Source organism: Streptomyces yaizuensis (genome assembly GCF_034961445.1).
In the GTDB taxonomy this organism is placed as follows: Bacteria; Actinomycetota; Actinomycetes; order Streptomycetales; family Streptomycetaceae; genus Streptomyces; species Streptomyces yaizuensis.
Genome location: NZ_BSBI01000004.1, coordinates 67,765 through 88,708, shown reverse-complemented (window position 1 = coordinate 88,708; position 20,944 = coordinate 67,765). Strand labels below are relative to the sequence as shown.

Below are 20,944 nucleotides of genomic sequence, written 5' to 3'. Positions count from 1 at the left end.
CGGGGGTACGGGGGCGGGCGCTGCCCCCGTACCCGTGCCGTCTCCCTCAGGCCGTGACGGCGGCGGCCGCTCCGGACTTCGCGGCGGGGGTCGCCGTCAGATCGAGCCGGGTCCCCTGCCAGCGCCGGCACAGCAGGCGGTCGTGGCTGACGACCACGAGGGTGCCCGCGTAGTCGGCCAGCGCCGCTTCCAGCTCCTCGCCGAGCGCGGGGGACACATGGTTCGTGGGCTCGTCGAGGAGCAGGACGTCCGCCGGTTCGCTGAGCAGCCGGGCCAGGGCGAGCCGCTGCCGCTGCCCGGTGGAGAGGCCACCGACGGGGACGGTCAGCCGGTCACGGGTGAACAGGCCGAGCGCGAGCAGCCGTTCGGCGTGGTCGTCAAGGTGACCGGCGCGGCCCCGCGCGAAGGCGGCCAGCAGGGTGTCGCCCGGCCGGTCGAACTCCGGCTGCTGCGGGAGGTAGCCGATCCGGCCCCGGCGGGCGACCCGGCCGCTGTCGGGTGGGATCCGCCCGGCGAGGACGCTCAGCAGGGTGCTCTTGCCCGCCCCGTTCGCGCCGGTGACCAGCAGGTGTTCGCCCGCCGTGACCGTGAGGCCGACGGGGTGGAGGCGGTCCGTGACGGCGACACCGGCGGCGTCGAGCACGGCGCCGCGCAGCCGGCCCGCGCGCAGCACGGGGGTGAAGCGCAGTGGTTCGGGAGGTGCCGGGACCGGGTCGGCGAGCAGCCGGTTCAGCCGCTCCTCCGCCTGGCGGACCCTGCCCGCGAGGGACTGCTGCACCCGTCCGGCGGCGCGGTCGTACGCCATCTTGTTGCCGTCCTTCATGGCGCGGCCGGGGGCGACGCGGCGGGCGGTGGTCGCGGCGGCCTCGCGGAACCGGTCGACACCGGCCTGCCACTGGGCGTGGTCGTGGATCCAGCGCTGCCGGGCCGCCTCCTTCGCGGCGAGATGTCCGGCGTACCCGCCGCCGTGGCGGACGAGGGTGCGGCGGTCGGCGTCGACCTCCAGGAGGGTGGTGGCGACGCGTTCGAGGAAGAGCCGGTCGTGGCAGACGGCGACGGTGGTGCCCCGGCGGGTGCGCAGATGGTCCTCCAGCCAGCCGAGGGCGGACTCGTCGAGGTGGTTGGTCGGTTCGTCCAGGAGCAGCACCTCGGGGGCGGCGGCCAGGACGGCGGCGAGCCGGAGCCGGACCCGCTGGCCGCCGGACATGCTGCCGACGGTGCGGTCGTGGTCGAGGGCGCCCAGGCCGAGGCCGTGCAGGGCGCTTTCCACGCGCGCGTCGGCCTCGTAGCCGCCGCGCAGCTCGAAGACGGTCAGCAGCTCGCCGTACTCGGCCATGACCGCGTCTCTGACCGCGTCTTTGACCGCGTCATGGCCGGGGCCGGGGCCGGTGCCTGCGTGGGTACGTGTGTGGATGTCGGGGCCTGTGCCGGTGCGTGCGTCGGTGTCGGTGTCGCCGGCCGCCATCGCGGTCTCCAGGCGGCGCATGCGGCTCTCGATCGCGCGGAGTTCGCCCAGGGCCTCGTCCACGACCTGGCGCACGGTCGCGTCGGGGGACAGCCGTCCCTCCTGTGCGAAGTAGCCGACGCCGCCGTCGGACCGGACGACGACCGCGCCGTGATCGGGGCGGATCTCCCCGGCGAGCAGGCGCAGCAGGGTGGACTTTCCCGATCCGTTCTCCCCGGTGATCCCGGTGCGCTCACCGGCGGTGAGCGTGCACGTCACATCGTCGAGAACGAGCTTGCCACCCAGGGACTTGGTGACGGAACGAACGGTGATCTGCGTAGGCAAGGAGGCACTCCGGGGTACTCGCGGCGGTCTGGGGATGCGGGGACGGGTGAGCACTCCGGTGGAGCATGACGGCGACTCCTTAAAGCGACGTTTGTTGTGTTAGCATGTTGGCATGAGCCCGCCCCCTCCCGCAACCCCCTTCTCCGAAAGCCCTTCACCGCCCCCCTCGGCAGAGGCGGCCGACCCGCCGGAGACGCAGCCGACGTCCGCCCGCCGGCGCCCCGGCGGGCGGACCGCGCGCGTCCGCGAGCAGGTGCTCGACGCGGTCAGCGCCCTGCTGGTCGAAGGCGGCTACGACGCACTGACCGTCGACGCGGTCGCGGCTCGCGCGGGCGTGCACCGCACCACGGTGTACCGGCGGTGGAAGGATGTCGGCGGGCTGCTCGCCGATGTCCTCGACGCGGCGGGCGGCGACGGCTGGCGGCCCGCCGACACCGGCGACCTGACGGGGGATCTGACGGCGCTGAACCAGGAGATCCTGGCCGGCCTGAGCGCGCGTCCGCCGATCACCGAGGCTCTGATCGCGGCCTCGTTCCGGTCCGACGAGGCCGCCCGCGCGCTGCGGCGCTTCTGGGACGACCGGTACGAGCGCTGCGGAGCCGTCGTCGAACGGGCCGTCCGGCGCGGCGAACTGCCGGCGGACACGGACGCACGGCGGCTGCTGGTCGCGGCGACCGCGCCGCTCTACCACGAACTGGTACTGCTCCGTACGCCGCCGGACCCGGAGCTGCCGGCGCAGGCGGCCCGGAGCGCGGCCCTCGCGGCGGCGGCGGGCGCGTTCGGCGGCACGCGCGGATAGCCCACGGATCGCGTCCGCCATCCCGGCACCCCGCATCCGGCATCTCCGTTGACACCACTTCACTTGAAGTACTACGGTCACACCACTTCAATCAAAGTACTACGGTGAAGGTGTTCATGCGAAAGCTCGTGTACTACGTGGCCGTCAGCATCGACGGGTACATCGCCGGCCCCGGCGGGGAGTTCGACTTCTACCCGCTCGGGGACGAGCGGCAGGCGGCCGCCTACTCCGGGTGGATCAACGCCCGTTACCCGGAGACCGTCCCCACCCCCGGACGCGCCTCCGAGGGCCTGGCCGACGCCCCCAACAAGCGTTTCGACACGGTACTGATGGGCCGGGGCGCCTACGGCCCCGGTGTTGCGGCCGGCTTCACCAGCCCCTACGCCCATCTGCGGCAGTACGTCGTGTCCAGCACGCTCGCGCCCGACGTCGACCCCGCCGTCACCGTGGTCGCCGGGGACCCGCTGGGCCTGGTGCGCGGCCTCAAGCGGGAGGAGGGGCAGGACATCTGGCTCTGCGGCGGCGGTGTCCTCGCGGGCGCGCTGCTGCCCGAGATCGACGAGCTGATCATCAAGAGCTACCCGGTGGTCGCCGGGTCCGGCATCCCGGCGTTCAGCGGGGCCTTCGACCCCACCGTCTTCGATGTCACCGACCGTGCGTCGTTCGACAACGGCGTGGTCGTCACGCACTTCGCCCGCCGCTGACCGGCGACGGCCCCCGAGCGGTCCGGGCGCCCGAGCGCCCGAGCGCCCGAGCAGCCGTGGCCGCGCGAGCCCGGCCCGTACCCGTACTCCTGCGCGGCACGCGGACGTAACGCACTACGGTCGAACGCGGACGGACAGCCCACACCGCACCGGCGCGGGGCCGGAGCGGACGTACGGAAGCGGGGACGACGACGTGAGCGGCGGGACGGCGGCGCGGGACCGGATCGAGCGGCAGCACACGGAGCGGGAGCGGACCGAGCGCGAGCAGGCCGGGGGCGAGCAGGCCGAGCGGGAGCGGGCCGAACGGGAACGGGCCGAACGGGAACGGGCCGAACAGCAGCGGACCGAACAGCAGCGGACCGAACGGCAGCGGGCCGAGCACGAGCGGACGGCCGAGGCGATCAGGGCCGGTGACCAGGGCACGTTCACCGAGCTGGCCACCCGGCACCGGCACGAACTCCATGTCCACTGCTACCGCATGCTCGGCTCCCTCACCGAGGCCGAGGACATGGTGCAGGAGACCCTGCTGCGCGCCTGGGACCGGCGGCAGAGCTTCCAGGGCCGGTCCGGCTTCCGTGCCTGGCTCTACCGGATCGCCACCAACGTCTGCCTGGACGACCTGGCCAGGCGCCGCCGCCGGACCGTGGCGGCGGCCGGCAGCGACGGCGGCCCGGCCCGGTCGGCGACCGCCGAGGTGACCTGGCTCCAGCCCTGCCCCGACCGGCTGCTCGACCTGGCCGCGCCCGCCGGGACGGAGCCGGAGACGGCCGCCATCGGGCGGGAGACCATCGAACTCGCCTTCCTCGCCGCGATCCAGCATCTGCCGCCGCGCCAGCGCGCCGTCCTCGTCCTGCGGGACGCCGCCGGGCTGCCCGCCCAGGAGACGGCCGAAACCCTGGAGATGAGCGTCGCCTCGGTCAAGAGCGCGCTCCAGCGGGCCCGCGCCACCCTGCGCGAGCACCTGCCCGGGGAGCGCACGGAGTGGCAGGCCGCCACCGGCCCGACCGCCGCCGAACGGGCCCTGCTGGACCGGTTCGTCACCGCCTGCCGCAACGCGGACCTGCCCGCGCTCACCGCGCTGCTGCACGAGGACGCCTGCCAGTCCATGCCTCCGGCGCATCTGGTCTTCACCGGCCGGGAGGCGATTCTCGCCATGTGGCGGCCCGTCCTGGAGGGCGAGAGCGCGTGGGGTGCGTGGCACTCCGTACCGCTGGCGCTGAACCGGCAGCCCGCCGCCGTCAACTACGTCCGCAGGCCCGGCGACGCGGAGTACTCCGCCGTCAACATCGATGTCCTGCGGATCGAGCACGGCGTGATCACCGGCATCACCACCTTCGGCCCGGAGGTACTGCCCCTGGCCGGTCTCCCCCTCACCCTCGACCCCGCCAACGCGGAGCTGTGACGGCGATGTGACGCAGGACACGTCGCCTTCACCGATTCCTCCTGCCGTGCCCCGCCGTCATACGGGCACCAACAGCGCACGAGGGAAACGGATATCCACCCATGAGCAACCTTGACCGCATCGCCGACTCCGCCCCCCAGTCCGATCTGGAGCTGCGTTCCCTGCGCCGGCTGACCGGGACCTGGAAGGTGAGCGGCGGTGCCGAGGGGACCGTCACCTACCGGTGGCTGCCGGGGGAGCACTTCCTGCACCAGGACATCGACCTGACGCAGGACGGGCAGCCGGTCGTCGGCGTCGAGATCATCGGCCGTCTCAAGCCGTTCGGCGCCGACGCGGCCGGCGCCGACATCCACTCCCGTTATTACGACAACGCGGGAAACACGTTCGACTACGTGTACGACCCCTCCGCCGACGGCGACACGCTGACCATCTGGGCCGGGGAGAAGGGCTCCCCGGCGTACTACCGGGGAACCTTCAGCCCCGACGGCAACGTGCTCAGCGGCAGCTGGACCTACCCCGGGGGCGGTGGCTACGCGTCCGTCATGACCAGGATCCGCTGACACCGCTCCCCCGTACCCCGTACCCCGTACCCAGTGCCCCCGGGGTACGGGGCGGGGCGGTTCAGCGGGTGCGGCAGGTTCAGCGGGTGCGGCGGATGCGGCGGTGTTCCAGGAGGGCGGTGGCGATGGCCACCTGCGCCGGTTCCAGCGCGTTCCTGCCGTCCTCGATGTCCCACAGGGCGTTCTGGAGTACGCGCCCCAGCGTCCAGGCGACCGCCCTGTCCCGCTCCAGGCCGAGGGCGGCGGTCAGCAGGTCGAACCGGCGCAGCACCGCCCCGGTCACCCCGTGCGGCGAGGCCACGACCTTCTCCCAGGCGCTGTCCAGGGCGGGCAGCAGGTCGAAGCCGGGGTCTCCCGCGAGCGGTTCGGGGTCGATCGCCAGCCACGGTTCCCGCTCGCCCGCGAGCACGTTGCCGTAGTGCAGGTCCCAGTGGAGCAGCCGGTCGCCGCTCTCGCCTGCCACGTCGGCGACCGAGGCGGCGCACACCTCGATCAGCCGCCGCTCCCCCGGTTCGGCCAGTGCCGGCACGGCCCGCGGTGTCTGCTCCAGCATCGCGCGGGCGGTCGCGGCGAGGGTCCGCAGCCCGGGGGGCGCGGCCACGGAGGTGAGCCGGGCCAGCAGGCCCGCCAGCACCTCCATGGCGGTGTCGTCGTCGTCCAGCGCGGCCGGTGTGCGGCTCGGGTCGAGCCGTTCCAGCAGCTGGGTGGCGGTCGCGGTGTCGTGGTCGAGCAGCCGGACGACGCCGTCGCCGCGCCAGGCCAGCAGGCCGGCCGCCGTGCCGGCGTTCTCCTCGCGCGGCTGCTGGAGCTTGAGGGCGGCGCGCAGGCCGTCCTCGCGCACCACGGGCAGCACGAGCGAGGCCGTGCCGTGGCCGGCGGGGCCGTCGGGGCGCAGCCGCCAGCGGTCGAGGAACTCGGCGCCGAGCCGGGGCAGACCGGCCAGCCACTTCCGTGCCTCGGGCCCATGGAGGGCGTACGCGTCGAGGAACCCCCGGGGAACCTCGATCGGCGGCCGTGGGGTGACGGGGAAACAGGAAGACGGGAAACGGGAAGACGGCAAAGAGGAAGACGGCAAAGGGGAAGGGGAAGGCAAGGGGGAAGACATGGGTGGGGACTCCTCCGTCGGGTCCTGCGGGAACGCGAGGTGCGCAACGCGGTGACGAAGGAGGCGGCGGGGGTGCCCGGGGCGCGGGCAGGCGTCAAAGCATGTCGCCCACCTTAACTCCGGCCGCTGTCGGGTGGTCGGCAGCGTGCCCGTGATCGGTCGCGACGGGATCACCGGGCCGGGCCTTCCGCCGCCTGCGGCCGACGGCGTGCCCCCGCCCCCGCCCCCCGCGCTGCGCAGCTTTTCGGCCACGTACCGTCCGGTGTCCTCCCCCCTGGGCACCGGAACTCCCGGTGGCCCGCGCGCTTCTCGTCCGGGTACGGCGCACCCGGCGGCGCGTTCGTGTCTCCGCAGCTCATCCCGGCCGGCACCCGAGGCGGCCCCGGAGTCGGGGCCTCCACCGGGTGCCGGCCGGGGCCGTGCCCGACCGTCCCGGCGGGCCCCCGTGGAGCGGTCAGTTCAGGTTTCGGCCAGTCACTGCGGCGGTCAACCCGGTGATCGGATTCCACGTCTATGGCCCACGAATGGGCGCGGGTATGCCTTCTGCCGCCTCGCGAGGCCCGTGCCGAGGGCTGCCGTGCACCCGGAACCGAACTCCGAGGAGCAAGTTGCACAGGAACGACAGACGTATCCGCCGGTCCGCCGCCGCCATGGTGGCCGTGGCCCTGACCGCCGGCGGCACGGCCGGTACCGCTTCGGCGCAGGAACCGCCCGCGGGCACTCCAGCAGCCGTGAACACAGCGGAAGGCAAGGAAGGCACAGAAGGCGCGGAACGCGCCGGGAAGCGGCTGACGCTGATCACCGGCGATCAGGTACTGCTCGACGGCAGGGGAAGGGTCGCGGGAGTCAGGCCCGGCCGGGGCCGCTCGGGCATCCCCCTGTGGAGCAGCACCGCCGGGGGCCGCACCTCCGTGGTCCCGGCGGACGCCGCCCCGCTGATCACGGCGGGGAAGCTGGACCGGCGGCTCTTCGACACAGGCGAGTTGAGCCGCGCCATGGACCGGGCGGGCCCGGACGGCGGACTGCCGTTGATCGTGGCCTACGAGGGCGGGGGCGGCGCCGCGAAGGCGGCCCGCGCCGGTGTGCGCGGCGCCGGGGACACCCGGGTGCGCCGGACCCTCGGACCGCTCGGCGCGGACGCGCTCTCCGCCCCGCGCGCGGACCCGGCCCGGCTCTGGAAGACGCTCACCCGCGAGCGGGACGGGCGGCGCACGGTGGCGGCCGGAATCAGCGGCATCTGGCTGGACGGCGTGCGCCGGGCCACGCTCGACACCAGCGTGGGCCGCGTCGGCGCCCCGGCCGTGTGGAAGCAGGGCTTTCGGGGGGACGGGGTGACGATCGCGGTCCTCGACACCGGCGTGGACGCCACCCACCCGGATCTCCAGGGCCGGGTCCGGGCGGAACGGAACTTCACCCAGGACCCGGACGCGAAGGACCGGAACGGCCATGGCACCCATGTCGCGTCGATCGCGGCGGGCACGGGGGCCATGTCACGGGGCACGTACACGGGAGTGGCGCCGGGTGCCGCGCTGCTCGCCGGGAAGGTCCTCGACGACTTCGGCGGCGGCCTGGAGTCGGACGTCATCGCCGGGATCGACTGGGCCGTCGCCGAGGGTGCCGACATCGTCAACCTCAGCCTCGGCAGCGCCGACACCCCCGGGGAGGATCCCCTCGAAGCCCATGTCGACCGGGTGTCCCGGCAGCAGGGGACGCTCTTCGTCGTCGCGGCGGGCAACAGCGGTCCCCTGCCGGGCACGGTCGACTCCCCGGGCAGCGCCGACGCCGCGCTCACGGTGGGCGCGGTGGACGACCGGGACCGGATGGCGGCCTTCTCCGGCCGTGGCCCGCGCACCGGTGACAGCGGCCTCAAACCGGATGTCACCGCGCCCGGTGTGGCCATCACGGCGGCGTCGGCGGCCGGCAGCGCGACGGCCCGGCTGGAGGGCGAGAACCCTCCGGGGTATGTGACGCTGGACGGTACGTCGATGGCCACCCCGCATGTCGCCGGAGCCGCCGCCCTGCTCAAGCAGAAGCACCCGTCCTGGAACGGTGAGCGTCTCAAGGCGGCGCTGACCGGATCGGCGAAGGACATCGGCCGTCCTGCGTACGAGCAGGGCTCGGGCCGTGTCGCGGCGGACCGCGCGCTCGACGGAACCGTGCTGGCGCGACCCTCGTCGCTCGGTTTCGGGGTCCAGTCGTGGCCGCACGGCGACGACAGGCCCGTGACCCGGACCATCACCTACACCAACACGGGCGGCTCCGCCGTCACCCTCGCCCTGTCCGTGTCCGGCACCGGCCCCACGGGCAGGCCCGCGCCGGCGGGGTTCTTCACCCTCGGGGCGCGTGAGGTGACCGTACCCGCCGGGGGAAGCACGTCGGTCACCGTGACCGCAGACACCCGTATCGGCGGCACGCTGGACGGCCACTACTCGGCGGCGGTCACGGCCACCGGCGGCGGGCGGACGGTCCGCACGGCCGCCGCCGTCGACCGGGAGGAGGAGTCGTACGACCTCACCGTCAAGGGGCTCGGCCGTGACGGCAGGCCCGTGGGCGGTTTCGAGGCCCAGATCGCCCACTGGCCCTTCCGGTACGACCCGTACCGGATGAGCGGGGGCCCGTCGGGGGTCGCGACGGTGCGTCTTCCCCGGGGGACCTACTTCCTGAACGCGGTCCAGCGGGGCGAACGGGGGATCATCGACCAGTTCACCCAGCCCCAGGTGGATCTCCGCAAGGACACCACCATCACCCTGGACGCCCGTCGTACCAGGCCGGTGAGCATCACCGTGCCCGACGCCGGGGCCAGGGAGACCTACAGCGGAACGCTCGTCGGACGCCAGGACCCCGGCGGAAACCCCGACAGGGACCTCCTCTTCGGCGGCCATCTGGAGTCCTTCGCCCTCAGCCGTTTCGCCCATCTCGGTCCGCGCGTCGGCGACGGCACGCTGGTGCAGTCCTGGCACGGGGAGTGGGAGAGGGGATCCGGCACCGCCTATCACATCGCCACCGGCGGCCGGGTCGACCGGGTCGCCACCGGATTCACCCGGAAGTTCGCCCTGCGGGACCTGGCGAAGGTCCGGGCCGGCCTCGGCGCGCCGGGAGCCTCACGGCACGGCATGCTGATCCTCAGCGGCTGGGCCGACGGCGTCCGCGGCAGCCTCGGCCCGATGACCGACGTACGGCTCGGCGGTGTCCGCACGCTGTACGTCTCGGGGTCCCGGGCCCGGTGGGACACGCATTTCGAGCAGTTCCGCGACCCCGGGGGCGAGGCCACGTCCGCCCGTTATCTGGCGGAGTCGCGGCGTTTCCCGGCCGGGAGGACCTCCGGCGTACGGTTCAACACACCGGTGTTCGGCCCGGCCGTCGGCCCCGGACAGGGTGTCCTCCGCCAGGGGGACGAGATCCGGGGCCGTCTCCCGGTCGTCGCGGACGCCGCGGGCCACCCCGGCGTCTCCGACTTCACCTCGGTACGGACCGTCCTGCGGCGGGGGAGCACCACCGTGGGCGAGAACGAGGACCCGCTGGCCGCAGGGTCCTTCACCGTCGGCCCCGAGGAGGCCGCGTACACCCTGTCGACCTCGGTGGAGCGCGCGCCGGAGGTCTCCCGTGCCGCGCGTCGCGTCGACGCCTCCTGGACCTTCCGTTCGGCGCGGCCGCCGGGCGGGACGGAGGTCGCGCTGCCCGTCTCCACGGTCCGCTTCGGCGTACGGACCGCGCTCGACGGCACCGCACCGGCCGGTGAGCGGCAGCGGGTCCCCGTGACCGTCCAGGGGCCCGCCGCCGGAGCCGGCCTGAAGTCGCTGACGGTACGGGTCTCCTACGACTCCGGTCGCACCTGGACGAAGCTCCCGGTGACCCGGGGCACCGTCACCCTCACCAACCCCGGCCGGGGCAGGGCCCTTGCGCTCCGTGCCCAGCTCGCGGACGTCCGGGGCAACACGGCCTCGGTGACCGTCCACGACGCGTACCACGGCGGATAGCCGGGCCCGCGGGAGGGGAGGAGTGCGCGCCGCCGCGTACCGCCGCGGTGTCAGGCCGCCTCGGTCGCCCCCGTGTACTCCTCCCACTCCGCCTCGGGCAGTTCCCCCCGCGGGAAGCGGCCGGGGCGCGGCACCCGCTGGAAGAAGGTGGCGGCGCGGGCCAGCGCCCGTTCGTCGGTGCGGACCTGGCCGGGCTTCGAGCCGTTGCCGAGCAGGACGCCGCCGAAGCGCATCCCCAGGAACGCGGCCGAGTGGTCGAGCGTGGCCACGAGCGCGCCGGCGCGGGACTCCTCGCGGTCGGCCATGACCGTCACGCCCCACAGGGTCCGGTCCGCCATCCGCTCCTTGAAACGGAGACCGGGAATGCCGTGCCAGCCGGACCAGTAGTCGAGGTAACGCTTCATCTGGGCCGAGACCGTGTACCAGTACAGCGGTGTGACCAGCACGATGTCGGTGGCCGCGAGGGTGGCGTCGCGCAGCTCCGCCTCGCTCCCGGAGACGGGCCACTCGCCCGTCTCGTGCCGTCCGTCCTGGAAGTCGGGCAGGTCCAGCCGGGAGAGGTCCACCCAGCGCCGCGGCACGCCGGCGGGGAGCCGTTCGGCGGCGGCGCGGGCGAGGATCTCGCTGTTGCCGTCGGGCCGGGAGCTGCCCAGGACGAAGAGGAACGAACGGCCGGTGGGTCCCCCGGCCCCGGTGTCCGTGTCGGGCTCGGTGTCGGTGTCGGTGGTGACGGCGGTGGTGCCGGCAGTGGTGGTCTGACCGCTGGTGTCGCTGCTCATGCAACGCACCAACTCACCCTGCCCCGTGGCCTATTCCACCCATCACGTGAACGGTCAGGTCAGGTCAGGTCAGTAGGACAGGTCGAGGTAGTCGATGTCGGTGATCTCGACCTCCAGTTCGGCGGCGCGGGCCCCGTCGTCGCGGAAGTACACCCGCTGAAGCCCCTCGGCCACGATCCCCCGGAGCCGTCGGTCGTCGGCGCCCTGCCGCTGGGCGGTGAAGAGCCGGTCCGCGTAGTCGGGCGGGAGATGGACGGTGAGACGGCGCAGCCGGGGGTCGTCGGTGGTGCCGATGGGGGCGGAGTAGCCGAAGCGGGCGCGGGTCTCGACGGTGATTCCGGTACGGGCGGCCGCCTCGCGGCGGCGGCGTTCGCGGACGCGGGGCTGCCAGCGGGCCCGTACCTCCTTCTCGATCCGGTCGGCGATCGGCGCCGGCGGGGTCTTCCGCTCCCCGGACAGATAGCGCTCGACGGAGCGGCGGGTGACCCCGATCGCCTCCGCGACCGCCTTCGTCGTCCGCAGCCGGCCGAGCAGGAAGCGGACGCGGGCCTGGGTGCCCTTGGGCGGCTCGCGGGTGAACAGCACCTGGTCGGCGCGGACCAGGGCGTCGTCGATGTCCCCCACGGGCTACTCCCCTTCGTCCAGGACGGCGTCGCCGCCCTTGATGTGGCGGGCCGGGTTGTAGCCCTGTTCCATCAGGTCCACGGCCCACGCCAGCTCCTGGACCCCTTCGACCTTGGCGAGGCCGGGGGTGGCGCCGAGCCGGAAGCCGCCCGGCAGGACGCGGCCCTCGGGGGTGAGGGGGAGGAAGTCCAGCGGGGACGGCCCGGCGGAGGGGTAGACGACGCAGTCGGACAGGGCCGCGAGCGGGTAGAGGCCGGTCTCCCTGGCGGTGTTGGCCATTTTCCGGTGCATGTTGACGCGTGCCTTGGCGATGACGGCGGCGCGGATGTCGGGGCGCCAGGTGGGGCGCTCCAGGGCGGGCCAGCGCTCGCCGTCCCGGTAGCCGGCGCCCTGGGGGCGTTCGCGCAGCTTGCCGATGCCGCCCTTGACGGTGGACTTGACGGCACAGAGCACGGCGGCGAGTACGGGGTCGCGCTGCTTGTGCCCGTCCATCGCGGCGAGGAAGGCACGTTCGTCGGTGTCCTTGCCGACGGGGACGCCGAGTTCGGCCATGGTCGTCACGTACGCGCTCTTGAGGCGGTCGTGCCAGGGGTCCAGGAACGCGCCCGTCCCGTACCGCAGATACCCCTCCAGGGGGCGGACGTCGGCGCCGAGTTCGACCGCGTACGCGACGGTCTGCGTGGTGTACCAGGCGGGGCCCTCGGGCCGGGCGCCGGTCGGGGTGAACGGTGACGGGAGCCGGGGGTCGAGTTCGACGTGGGAGAGGTCGACCAGCCAGCTGCCGGGGATCTTCGGGTCGAAGGCGGGGAAGTCGGCGCGGACCGCTTCGCCGAGGCCGACCGGCAGCCGGGAGGCGGCGGCGAGGAAGGCGGTGTTGATGTCGAGCCCCACGGCGTACGGGAGCAGGCACTCCGCGTCGGACAGGAGCGCCGGGTCGCGGACCCACTGGTACGCCTCCTCGTCCAGGAAGCGGTCGGCGGGCCAGCCCTGGGCGACGGGGTGTTCGGCCGGGGCCTCGGGCGGGGCGGGGTCGACGGGGCGGGTGAGCGCGCCCGGGTTGGGCGCGGAGACCCAGGCCCCGGTCGTCCCGTCCTTCGCCGGCCGGGTGGGCGGGCGGAGCGCGGTCATCAGCTCCAGGCCGCTGACGGCGGTGGAGCCCCGGGGGGTGAGGACGCGGGTGGCGTACAGGCCGAGCGCGCGGGCCAGGTCGGCCGGGGGGAGGGCGGCGGCGTCGGCCCAGGCGCGGCTGTCGAGGGCGCCCCAGGGCAGGACGGCGAGCTGGACGCACTGGCGGCCGCCGGTCGTCGCGGGGCGGTAGACACGGGGCCAGGGGCCGAAGCCGCGCTGGGTGAGCTTCCACTTCGCCCGGGTGATCTCCTTGACCACGGGGTGGTCGGGGGGCAGCCGCAGGCCCCGGCGGTCCTCCAGGACGGCGGGGAGGCCGAGGCGTTCGGCGGCGGACGCGGTGAGGACGACGAGGGGATCGGCGTCCTTGCCGTGGCGGTGCAGCCGGGGGGCGCCGAGGCCGGATTCGGCGAGGGTCCACTCGACCAGCTCGGGGACGGTGGTCGCGGGGCAGTCCAGGAGGGTGCCGTCGAGGGTGTGAGCGGTGCCGTCGCCGTCGAGGACGGCGAGGGGGCCGGAGGGGAAGCGGGGGTCGCGGGCGACCGCGTCCCGGGGGGCGCGTCCGGGGCCGGCGGCGGGCGCGGGCCGGGGGGCCGGCCGGGGCGCGGATCGAGGGGCAGGGGTACGTGACGCGGGTGCCGTGGCGGGCACTGATGCCGGGGGTGGGGGCGGTGCCAGTGGCGGGGGCGATGCCGTGGCTGGTGCCGTGGCTGTGGCTGCGGCCTGGCCCGGTGCCTCGGGCGGTGTCGGTACGGGCAGGGCGGCCGGCGCGGTGGCGGTCACGGTGGTCGGCGCGGCCGGCGGAGTGGTCGGCACGGTCGCCGGGGTGGTCGGCGCGGGGGGTGTTGCGGCCGGGGCGGCCGCGGGAGCGCCGGCGGTGTCAGGACCGACCGGGGCGGCAGGGATGGCCGGGATGGCCGGCGCGGTCGGCGCCGGATACTTCGCGGACCAGCCCTCCAGCAGCCGGGCGTACGCCTGCCGCTTGGGCGCCTTGGGCTCACTGCGCCCGGCCTCCCAGGCACGGACGGACTCCCGGCGCACCTCGAAGATCTCCGCCAGTTCCTGCTGGGTCACCTTCGCCGCTTCGCGCAGCCGCTTGCGCTCGGCGGGCGGCGGCAGTTCGTCGGGGCGCGCGAGCAGCGCGTCGACCCGGGCGAACAGGGCCTCCTGGCCGTGGGACATCCTTGCACCTCCGCACGGCACACTACCCTTCCCGCTACTCATTCCGGTGCTCACACCCCCGGGCGTCGGTACCGAGCGGTCCGGGGCGGCTCCCGCGCCGGGAACGGCCTGCGGGGAACGAACTGCGCAAAACGTCTGCGGAATGTGCGGAATAGTCCGTCGACCTGAATATTGAGTCGCCGGGGGCGGACGCCCGGTGGCACCCTTCCGTCATGACCGCACTACGTCAGATACGCGCCCAGCACGATGCCCGGACGATCGTCGTCTACCAGGCGTACTCGTCCGCGATCGCCGATCCCGCCCTGCGGGAGGGCCGTTTCGTACCGCCGTTCTCGTTCCAGCGCATGACCTGGATCAAACCGTCCTTCCTCTGGCTCATGCACCGCAGCAACTGGGGTCAGAAGTCCGGCCAGGAGCGCATTCTCGCCATCCGCGTCACGCGGGAGGGCTGGGAGGAAGCGCTGTCCCAGGCGGTGCTGACCACTTCTCATCCGGATCTGGTGGCCAAGGCTCCGGTCCATGTCCAGTGGGACCCCGAACGCTCCCTGCGCGGAGCCGCCCTCAACCACTACAGCATCCAGGTGGGTATCGGCCGGGGGCTGATCAAGCGGTACGCGGAGGAGTGGGTCACCGGCCTGGAGGACATCACCCCCCAGGTGCGGAAGATCGCGCAGCAGGTCCGGAACGGCAAGGCGGCGAACGCCCAGCGGCTGCTGCCGCCGGAACGGCTCTACACCCTGCCCCGGGAGCTGGCGGGCCGCCTCGACATCGACGTCTGATCGACGTCTGACGGAGCGGCCGGCCCCGGCCGGGCAGCCGGTGCCAGTGCCGTCCGGGGGGTCACCTCGGGGAGCCGGGTGGCTGCTCTCCGTCGGCCGGATCCTGCGGGTCCTGTGCGGCGGCCCGGCGGCGTGCGTGCCATGCGCGCGCAATCTCGTCCAGGTCGTACGGCTTGAGCCCCAGCGGCGGGCCCGGCGGGGGCTTGAGCATCATGTCGCGGATCTTGGGGTTCACCTCGGCGACGATCCGCCGGGCGGCCGTCGCCGAGGGCGCGGCCCAGGCGGCTTCGAGGGCGTCCTCGGCCTCCTTGCGCAGCGCGAGGGAGGGCGGCAGGACCGCCAGCCCCTCGCGGACCATCTTCCGTTTGATCCACCACAGTTCGTCGTAGGGGGCCTCGATCTCCTCGGGGAGCGGCTTCCCCACCCCCGTCAGCGACGCGAAGTCACCGCGTGACTCGGCGTCGCGGATCTGCTTGTCCACCCACGATTCGAAGCTGACTCCCGGAGGCTTCCGCTCGTTCATGGGTCCATTGTCCAACAGTCGCCCCCGGTCCGGCGGGGCCGGGGGCGACCGCGGGACCGGGGAGGGGTCAGCGCGCGGCCGGGGCGGGCAGCGACTCCACCGCGCGGGCCAGGCTCAGGCCGCCGTGTCCCTGCGCGATCTGGGTGGCGAGCAGGGCCCGCACCGGGGCGATGAGGTCGGTGGGCAGCCCCTGGGCCTCGGTCGCGGCGAGGATGCTGTCCAGGCCCGCCGCGTTCATCTCCAGGCTGGAGGTGTCGGTGGAGTAGTCACCCGAGTCGATCTCCCGCGCGAAGCCGGGGAGGGCGTCGGCGGCGGCCTTCAACCAGGTCACCAGGTGCTCCGTCAGATCGGCCGCCGGGATCGCCGCCGACCGGGCCAGCGCCATGGCCTGGAAGAACCCCGCGAACATGCCGTACATCCCGCTCAGTACCGCCACGTCGTGGACGGCGGCGAGGCTGGGGTCCGTACCGACGAAGACATCCCGGCCGAGGAGCGCGAGCCGCTCACGGTGGCGCTCGTGGGCCGCCGCCGAGCCGCTGTAGAGGACGAAGGCGTCGGCGGTGCCGAGCGTCTGCGGTACGGCGTACACAGCTCCGGCCAGGTAGTCGGCGCCCGCGTCCGTCGCCCAGGCGGCGAGTTCGCCGGACGGGCCGGGGGTGCTGCTGGTGAGGTTCACCAGGGTCCGGCCCTTGAGCGCGTCGGCGGCCGGGTCCAGGACGGCCCGCGCGGTGTCGGAGTCCAGGACGGCGACGACGACCAGTTCGCTCGCGGCGATGGCGGCGGCGGGGTCCTCGGCCCGGCGCGCGCCCCGGGCGACCAGCGCGTCGGCCCGGGACCGCGTGCGGTTCCAGACCGTGGTGGGGTGCCCCGCGTCGAGAAAGGCGGCCGCGATCGCCTGTCCCAGATTGCCGAGACCGAGCACGGTGACCGGCTGGGGGGTGGCGGTGACATTGGCGGTGGCGGTGGCGGTGGGCGTGGCAGTCATGGGGTGCCTCCTGGGTGGTCCGCTGTGATGCGGTGGTTGTGGTGCGGTTGGCTGTGGTGCGGTGGAACAGGACCAGCGTGTACGGGGGCGCTGCCGATGCGCTGCCGATGCACTGTCGGTCCGCTGCCGCCCGCTGTCACTGACCGCTGTCACTCCCGCTGCCACTGCCCGCCGTCGCCGCTGTCACCGCCGCATGCTGTGACCCGCATGCCCGCCGCCGCTTTACCGTTGCCGCCGTTGTTACGTCGGCGGGCGGCCGCCCGCGCCGAGCCGTACGGTGCGCCGCTCCCGGTCGATCCCGGCGACGACCACCACGGCCTCGTCGCCGACCTGCGGCGCGGACCGCTGCTCCGGCGCCGGCCGGAGCAGCCCCTCGATCCCGTCGGCGACATCGACGAAGACGCCGAAGGGAACCACCTTGGTCACCCGCCCCCGCAGCTCCTGCCCCACCGTGACGCTGTCGGCGAAGGCGGCGAAGGGGTCCGGCAGCGTCGCCCGCAGCGAGAGGCGGGCCTCGCCGTTCCAGGTGTCGAAGTACAGGAACGCGCAGGAGACCCGCTGCCCGACCGCCACGACGTCGGCGGCGGTGTCGAAGGGCAGCCAGGAGAGTTCGGGGTACGCGATGAACCCGACGCCGGGGAGGGCCGGGTGGCGGGGGCCCTCGTCCAGCGCCACGAACACGCCGTACGACTCGATCGAGGCGATGGCGCCCCGCAGGGTCCGGCCGGGGCCGAGCGAGCGCAGGAACGCCCAGAGTTCCCGGTGCTCGGTCGGGGCGGGCCACAGCCGTACCCAGCCGCGGTCCGGGTCGGCGTCGGCCACTTCCGCGGTGATCCGCTCCCCCGCCACGGCCCCCGCGGCGGTGGCCGGTCCGCCGCTCCGCCAGAACGGGCCCGTCGAGTCGATCACCCCGAGCGGGCGCGCGGGAAACCCGTCCAGGGTCACCGACACCGTCCGGGACACCTCCGCCACCGTGCCGCCGACGACATCGCCCACCCGGAGCGCCGCCAGGAACTCCCGTACTCTCTCGCCCTGGTCGCCCCGGTCGCCCCGGTCACCCCGGTCACCCCGGTCGCCCCGGTCGCCCCGGTCACCCGGCGCCGCCGCCTCCGTACCGCCCATGCGCCGATGCTCCCACGCCCGGCGGACCGGCCCGCAGGACGCGGGTCAAGCCGGTTAAAGTGATCGAATGCGTTTCGGGGTGCTCGGTCCGCTGACCGTGTGGACAGCGGACGGGGGGCCGGTGGCCGTGCCCGGTACGAAGGCGCGCGCCCTGCTGGCCCGGCTGCTGGTGGCCCCCGGGCGCCCCGTCTCCACGGACCGGCTGGTGGACGACCTCTGGGGCGACGCCGTACCCGACCATCCGCGCAACGCCCTTCAGGGCCAGGTCTCACGGCTGCGGGCGGCGCTGGACCGGGCCGAGCCGGGGGCCCGGGGTCTCGTCGTCCAGGACACCGCCGGTTACCGGCTGCGGCCGGAGCCCGGGGCGGTGGACGCCGAACGGTTCGCGGAGCTGCTGCGGCGGGCGCGGACCGGCGCGGACGCCGGAGCGCGGGTGGCGCTGCTGACCGGGGCGCTGGGGCTGTGGCGCGGTGACGCGTTCGCGGGGTACGCGGACCGGCCCTTCGCGCGGGCGGCCGCCCACCGGCTGGAGGAGGACCGGCTGACCGCCCTGGAGGACCGGCTCGCCCTCCGGGCCGACCTCGGCGAGTACGCGGAGATCGCCGGGGAGGCGGAGGAGCTGGTCGCCGCGCACCCCCTGCGGGAGCGGCTGCGGGCCGTCCAGTTGCGGGCGCTGTACCGGGCGGGGCGCCAGGCGGACGCGCTCGCCGGGTACGAGAGCCTGCGGCGGACCCTCGACGACGAGCTGGGGCTCGCCCCCGGGGCCGAACTGGTGGCACTGCACGGCGCGATCCTGCGGCACGACCCCTCGCTCGGCGGCAGCGGCGACGGCCCTTCACACGAGACCAGCGGCGGCGGGGCGGTGGCGGCCCGTGCGCGGACGGACGGCCCTGAGACCCCCGTACCGCAGTGGTCCGGTGGTGTCCGGCTGCCGGCGCCGGTCACGGAGCTGGTCGGGCGGGAGGAGGCGGTGGCCGGGGCGGCGCTGCGCCTGGCGGGTTCCCGGCTGGTGACGTTGACCGGCCCCGGCGGGGTGGGCAAGACGCGGCTGGCCGTCGAGGTGGCGCGGCGGGGCGCGGACCGGTTCCCGGACGGGGTGGTCCTGGCGGAGTTCGCCGGGCTCGCCCCGGCCCCCGGGACGGGTCCGGACGAGGTCGCCGAGGCCCTGCTGACGGTGCTCGGCGTCCGGGCGGCCGGTGACGGCGGGGCGCGCCTGTCGCCGCGCGAGCGGCTGGGGCGGATGCTGCGCGAACGGCGGCTGCTGCTCGTCCTCGACAACTGCGAGCATGTGGTGGAGCCCGTCGCCGATGTCGTGGGCGGCCTGTTGCCGGGGGCGTCCGGTGTGTCGGTCCTGGCGACGAGTCAGGAGCCGCTGGGTGCCGCCGGGGAGTCGGTCCTGCCGGTGCAGCCGCTGCGGCCCGCCGACGCGGTGGCGCTGTTCACCGCCCGCGCGGCCCTGCCGCCCGGTTTCGCCGACGACCCGGGCGACGCGGCCGCGCTCGCCGCCCTCTGCGCGCGCCTGGACGGTGTTCCGCTCGCGCTGGAGCTGGCGGCCGCCCGTGCGCGGAGTCTCGGCGTACACGGTCTGCTGCACCGGCTCGACGACCGGTTCGCGCTGCTGTCCGGCGGCCCCCGGAACGGGCCCGCGCGCCAGCGCACCCTGCGCGCGGTGCTCGACTGGAGCTGGGAGCTGCTGGCCCCGGCCGAACGGACCGTGCTGCGCAGGCTCTCCGTACAGGCGGAGGGCTGTGCGCTGGAGGCGGCGGAGGCGGTGTGCGCCGACGACGGCGCCCCCGGGAACAGCTCCGGGAGCAGCCCCGGGGAGGGCCCCGGAGAGGGCTTGGGGGACGGCTTCGGGGACGGTGGCATCGCCGCCGGGGACGTACTCGATCTGCTGGCGCGGCTGGTCGACCGGTCCTTCGTGGTGGTCGCGGACCGTGCCGGAGGGCCGGTGTACCGGCTGCTGGAGTCGGTGAAGGCGTACGGTGCGGAGCGCCTCGAAGCGGCGGGCGAGACCGGGGCCGTACGCGACCGGCACAGCCGCCACTACACCGGGCTCGCGCTGCGGGCCGCGCCCGAGCTGCGCGGGCCGGGCCAGCGGCAGTGGCTGGAACTGCTCGACGGCGCCTGCTCGGAGCTGCGGCAGGCGGTCGCCCACGCGGTGCGCGGCGGTGCGGCGGAACGGGCGCTGCGGACGGTCGACGCGCTGGTCTGGTACTGGGTGCTGCGGGGGATGCTGGACGAGGCCCGCCGGACGCTGGACCTGGTGCTCGCCATGCCACCGAAAACAGGTGCCGGTGGTGGCGGTGTCGCGTATGCGCGGGTCCGGGCCCGCGTGGTGGTGTGGCGGACCGGTGTCGCGCTCCTGGCCGGGGACGCGCCGGACGCGGCCGGGGCGATCGCCACCGCACTGGCCCCGTACCGGGCGGACGGAGGCGGCGACGATCCGGCGGGGTACGCCCGTGCGCTGTGGTTCCTGAGTGCGGCGCAGCTGGGGGCGGGTGACGTGGGTACGGGCGAGGAGCTGGCCGACGGTGCCCTGGAGCGGTTCGCGGCGCTGGGCGACGACTGGGGGACGGCGGCGGCGCTGAGCGTCCGTGCGCGGCACGCGCTGGCGCGCGGCGATCTGGCGGCGGTGCGGCGGGACGGTGAGCGCAGCGCCCGGCTGTTCACCGGGCTCGGTGATCCGTGGGGGCGGCTCCAGACGGTCTTCCCGCTGGCGGTGCTCGCCGAGGTCGGGGGCGACTACGAGCGGGCGGCGCGGCTGCACCGGGACGGTCTGGCGATCGCCGAACGGCTCGGTCTCGCGGCGGAGGCGGCGAAGCGGCACACCGGCCTCGGCCGGCTGGCGCTGCTGACGGGCGACCACGCGGCGGCGCACGACCACCACGAGCGGGCGCTGCGGCTCGCCCGCGACCACGGCCTGCGCTCGGGTGAGGCGGATGCCCGGTTGGGTCTGGCGCTGGGGGCGCGGCGGTCGGGCGGTTACGCGGAGGCGGAGGGGTATCTGCGGGAGCTGCTGTGGTGGTTCCGGGAGGTCGATTACGGGCCCGGTACGGCGCTGGTCCTGGCGGAGCTGGGGTTCGTCGCGGAGCTGCGGGGCGATCCGGCGCTCGCGGCGGCCCGGCACCGCGAGGGTCTGGCGGTGGCGCGCGGTCTCGGGGACGTGCGGGCCGTGGCGCTCGCCCTGGAGGGCCTGGCGGCGGCGGGTGCGGCGGCCGGCGCGTACGAGCGCTGCGCGGTGCTGCTGGGAGCGGCGGGCGCGGCCCGGGACTCGGTGGGTGCGCCGCTGCCGGTGGCGGAACGGGGGGACGTGGACCGGGCGGCGGGCCGGGCGCGTGGGGCGCTGGGTCCGGCGGGGTACGCGGCGGGGTACGCCCGGGGGAGGTCGCTCGGGGAGGGGGAGCTGGCGGCGTACGTGGGGGTGGGGTCCCACCTGTGAGGAGGGCCCGGACGGTCATGCGGGTGCGAGTGACGGGTGCGGGGCCT

The 20,944-nt window shown here is 74.9% G+C and carries 15 protein-coding genes; 7 read left to right on the top strand and 8 right to left on the bottom strand.

The window, feature by feature from the left end; translation table 11 throughout:
• Nucleotides 1-46 precede the first annotated feature (46 nt).
• Complete coding sequence (locus SYYSPA8_RS11440) at nucleotides 47-1,789, bottom strand: ABC-F family ATP-binding cassette domain-containing protein (RefSeq protein ID WP_323446977.1); 1,743 nt, start codon at nucleotides 1,787-1,789, stop codon at nucleotides 47-49.
• A 112-nt stretch (nucleotides 1,790-1,901) separates the two neighbouring features.
• Here SYYSPA8_RS11440 and SYYSPA8_RS11435 point away from each other — a divergent pair, with 112 nt between their 5' ends.
• The 4 genes from SYYSPA8_RS11435 (at nucleotide 1,902) to SYYSPA8_RS11420 (ending at nucleotide 5,254) form a co-directional block, all read left to right on the top strand.
• On the top strand, nucleotides 1,902-2,588 hold the full coding sequence (locus tag SYYSPA8_RS11435; protein WP_323446976.1) for a TetR/AcrR family transcriptional regulator: 687 nt from the start codon (nucleotides 1,902-1,904) through the stop codon (nucleotides 2,586-2,588).
• A 116-nt stretch (nucleotides 2,589-2,704) separates the two neighbouring features.
• Nucleotides 2,705-3,292 carry a dihydrofolate reductase family protein gene (locus SYYSPA8_RS11430; RefSeq protein ID WP_323446975.1) on the top strand — a complete coding sequence of 196 codons (588 nt, stop codon included), beginning with the start codon at nucleotides 2,705-2,707 and terminating at the stop codon, nucleotides 3,290-3,292.
• Between the two features lie 193 nt (nucleotides 3,293-3,485).
• Entirely contained in the window at nucleotides 3,486-4,694 is a 1,209-nt protein-coding gene (locus tag SYYSPA8_RS11425) for an RNA polymerase subunit sigma-70 (RefSeq protein WP_323446974.1), read from the top strand.
• A 101-nt stretch (nucleotides 4,695-4,795) separates the two neighbouring features.
• Nucleotides 4,796-5,254, top strand: a complete 459-nt coding sequence (locus tag SYYSPA8_RS11420) for a hypothetical protein (RefSeq protein WP_323446973.1) — start codon at nucleotides 4,796-4,798, stop codon at nucleotides 5,252-5,254.
• A 79-nt stretch (nucleotides 5,255-5,333) separates the two neighbouring features.
• Here SYYSPA8_RS11420 and SYYSPA8_RS11415 read toward each other — a convergent pair whose 3' ends face one another.
• On the bottom strand, nucleotides 5,334-6,314 hold the full coding sequence (locus tag SYYSPA8_RS11415; RefSeq protein ID WP_407705981.1) for an aminoglycoside phosphotransferase family protein: 981 nt from the start codon (nucleotides 6,312-6,314) through the stop codon (nucleotides 5,334-5,336).
• A gap of 653 nt (nucleotides 6,315-6,967) precedes the next feature.
• On the opposite strand from SYYSPA8_RS11415, the gene SYYSPA8_RS11410 reads away from it, so the two are divergent.
• The gene (locus tag SYYSPA8_RS11410; RefSeq protein WP_323446972.1) at nucleotides 6,968-10,336 is read left to right on the top strand and encodes a S8 family peptidase; all 3,369 of its coding nucleotides are present in this window, start codon (nucleotides 6,968-6,970) and stop codon (nucleotides 10,334-10,336) included.
• 50 nt (nucleotides 10,337-10,386) lie between these two features.
• On the opposite strand, the gene SYYSPA8_RS11405 is transcribed toward SYYSPA8_RS11410, so the two are convergent.
• The 3 genes from SYYSPA8_RS11405 to tap form a co-directional block, all read right to left on the bottom strand.
• A complete protein-coding gene (locus tag SYYSPA8_RS11405) occupies nucleotides 10,387-11,115 on the bottom strand; it encodes a flavodoxin family protein (RefSeq protein ID WP_323446971.1) in 729 nt (242 codons plus the stop codon).
• Nucleotides 11,116-11,184: 69 nt separating this feature from the next.
• Complete coding sequence (tpg, locus tag SYYSPA8_RS11400; protein ID WP_323446970.1) at nucleotides 11,185-11,739, bottom strand: telomere-protecting terminal protein Tpg; 555 nt, start codon at nucleotides 11,737-11,739, stop codon at nucleotides 11,185-11,187.
• Nucleotides 11,740-11,742: 3 nt separating this feature from the next.
• Complete coding sequence (gene tap, locus SYYSPA8_RS11395) at nucleotides 11,743-14,046, bottom strand: telomere-associated protein Tap (RefSeq protein ID WP_323446969.1); 2,304 nt, start codon at nucleotides 14,044-14,046, stop codon at nucleotides 11,743-11,745.
• A 212-nt stretch (nucleotides 14,047-14,258) separates the two neighbouring features.
• On the opposite strand from tap, the gene SYYSPA8_RS11390 reads away from it, so the two are divergent.
• Nucleotides 14,259-14,825, top strand: coding sequence for a DUF4291 domain-containing protein (locus SYYSPA8_RS11390; protein ID WP_323446968.1), 567 nt, complete (start codon nucleotides 14,259-14,261; stop codon nucleotides 14,823-14,825).
• A 61-nt stretch (nucleotides 14,826-14,886) separates the two neighbouring features.
• Here SYYSPA8_RS11390 and SYYSPA8_RS11385 read toward each other — a convergent pair whose 3' ends face one another.
• From SYYSPA8_RS11385 to SYYSPA8_RS11375, 3 genes are all read right to left on the bottom strand, one after another.
• Complete coding sequence (locus SYYSPA8_RS11385) at nucleotides 14,887-15,348, bottom strand: DnaJ family domain-containing protein (RefSeq protein WP_323446967.1); 462 nt, start codon at nucleotides 15,346-15,348, stop codon at nucleotides 14,887-14,889.
• Nucleotides 15,349-15,415: 67 nt separating this feature from the next.
• Nucleotides 15,416-16,333, bottom strand: coding sequence for an NAD(P)-dependent oxidoreductase (locus SYYSPA8_RS11380; RefSeq protein ID WP_323446966.1), 918 nt, complete (start codon nucleotides 16,331-16,333; stop codon nucleotides 15,416-15,418).
• 240 nt (nucleotides 16,334-16,573) lie between these two features.
• A complete protein-coding gene (locus SYYSPA8_RS11375) occupies nucleotides 16,574-17,455 on the bottom strand; it encodes a S1 RNA-binding domain-containing protein (RefSeq protein ID WP_323446965.1) in 882 nt (293 codons plus the stop codon).
• 67 nt (nucleotides 17,456-17,522) lie between these two features.
• Between SYYSPA8_RS11375 and SYYSPA8_RS11370 the strand changes: the two genes are divergently transcribed.
• Nucleotides 17,523-20,897, top strand: coding sequence for a BTAD domain-containing putative transcriptional regulator (locus tag SYYSPA8_RS11370; protein ID WP_323446964.1), 3,375 nt, complete (start codon nucleotides 17,523-17,525; stop codon nucleotides 20,895-20,897).
• The last annotated feature ends 47 nt before the right edge of the window (nucleotides 20,898-20,944 follow it).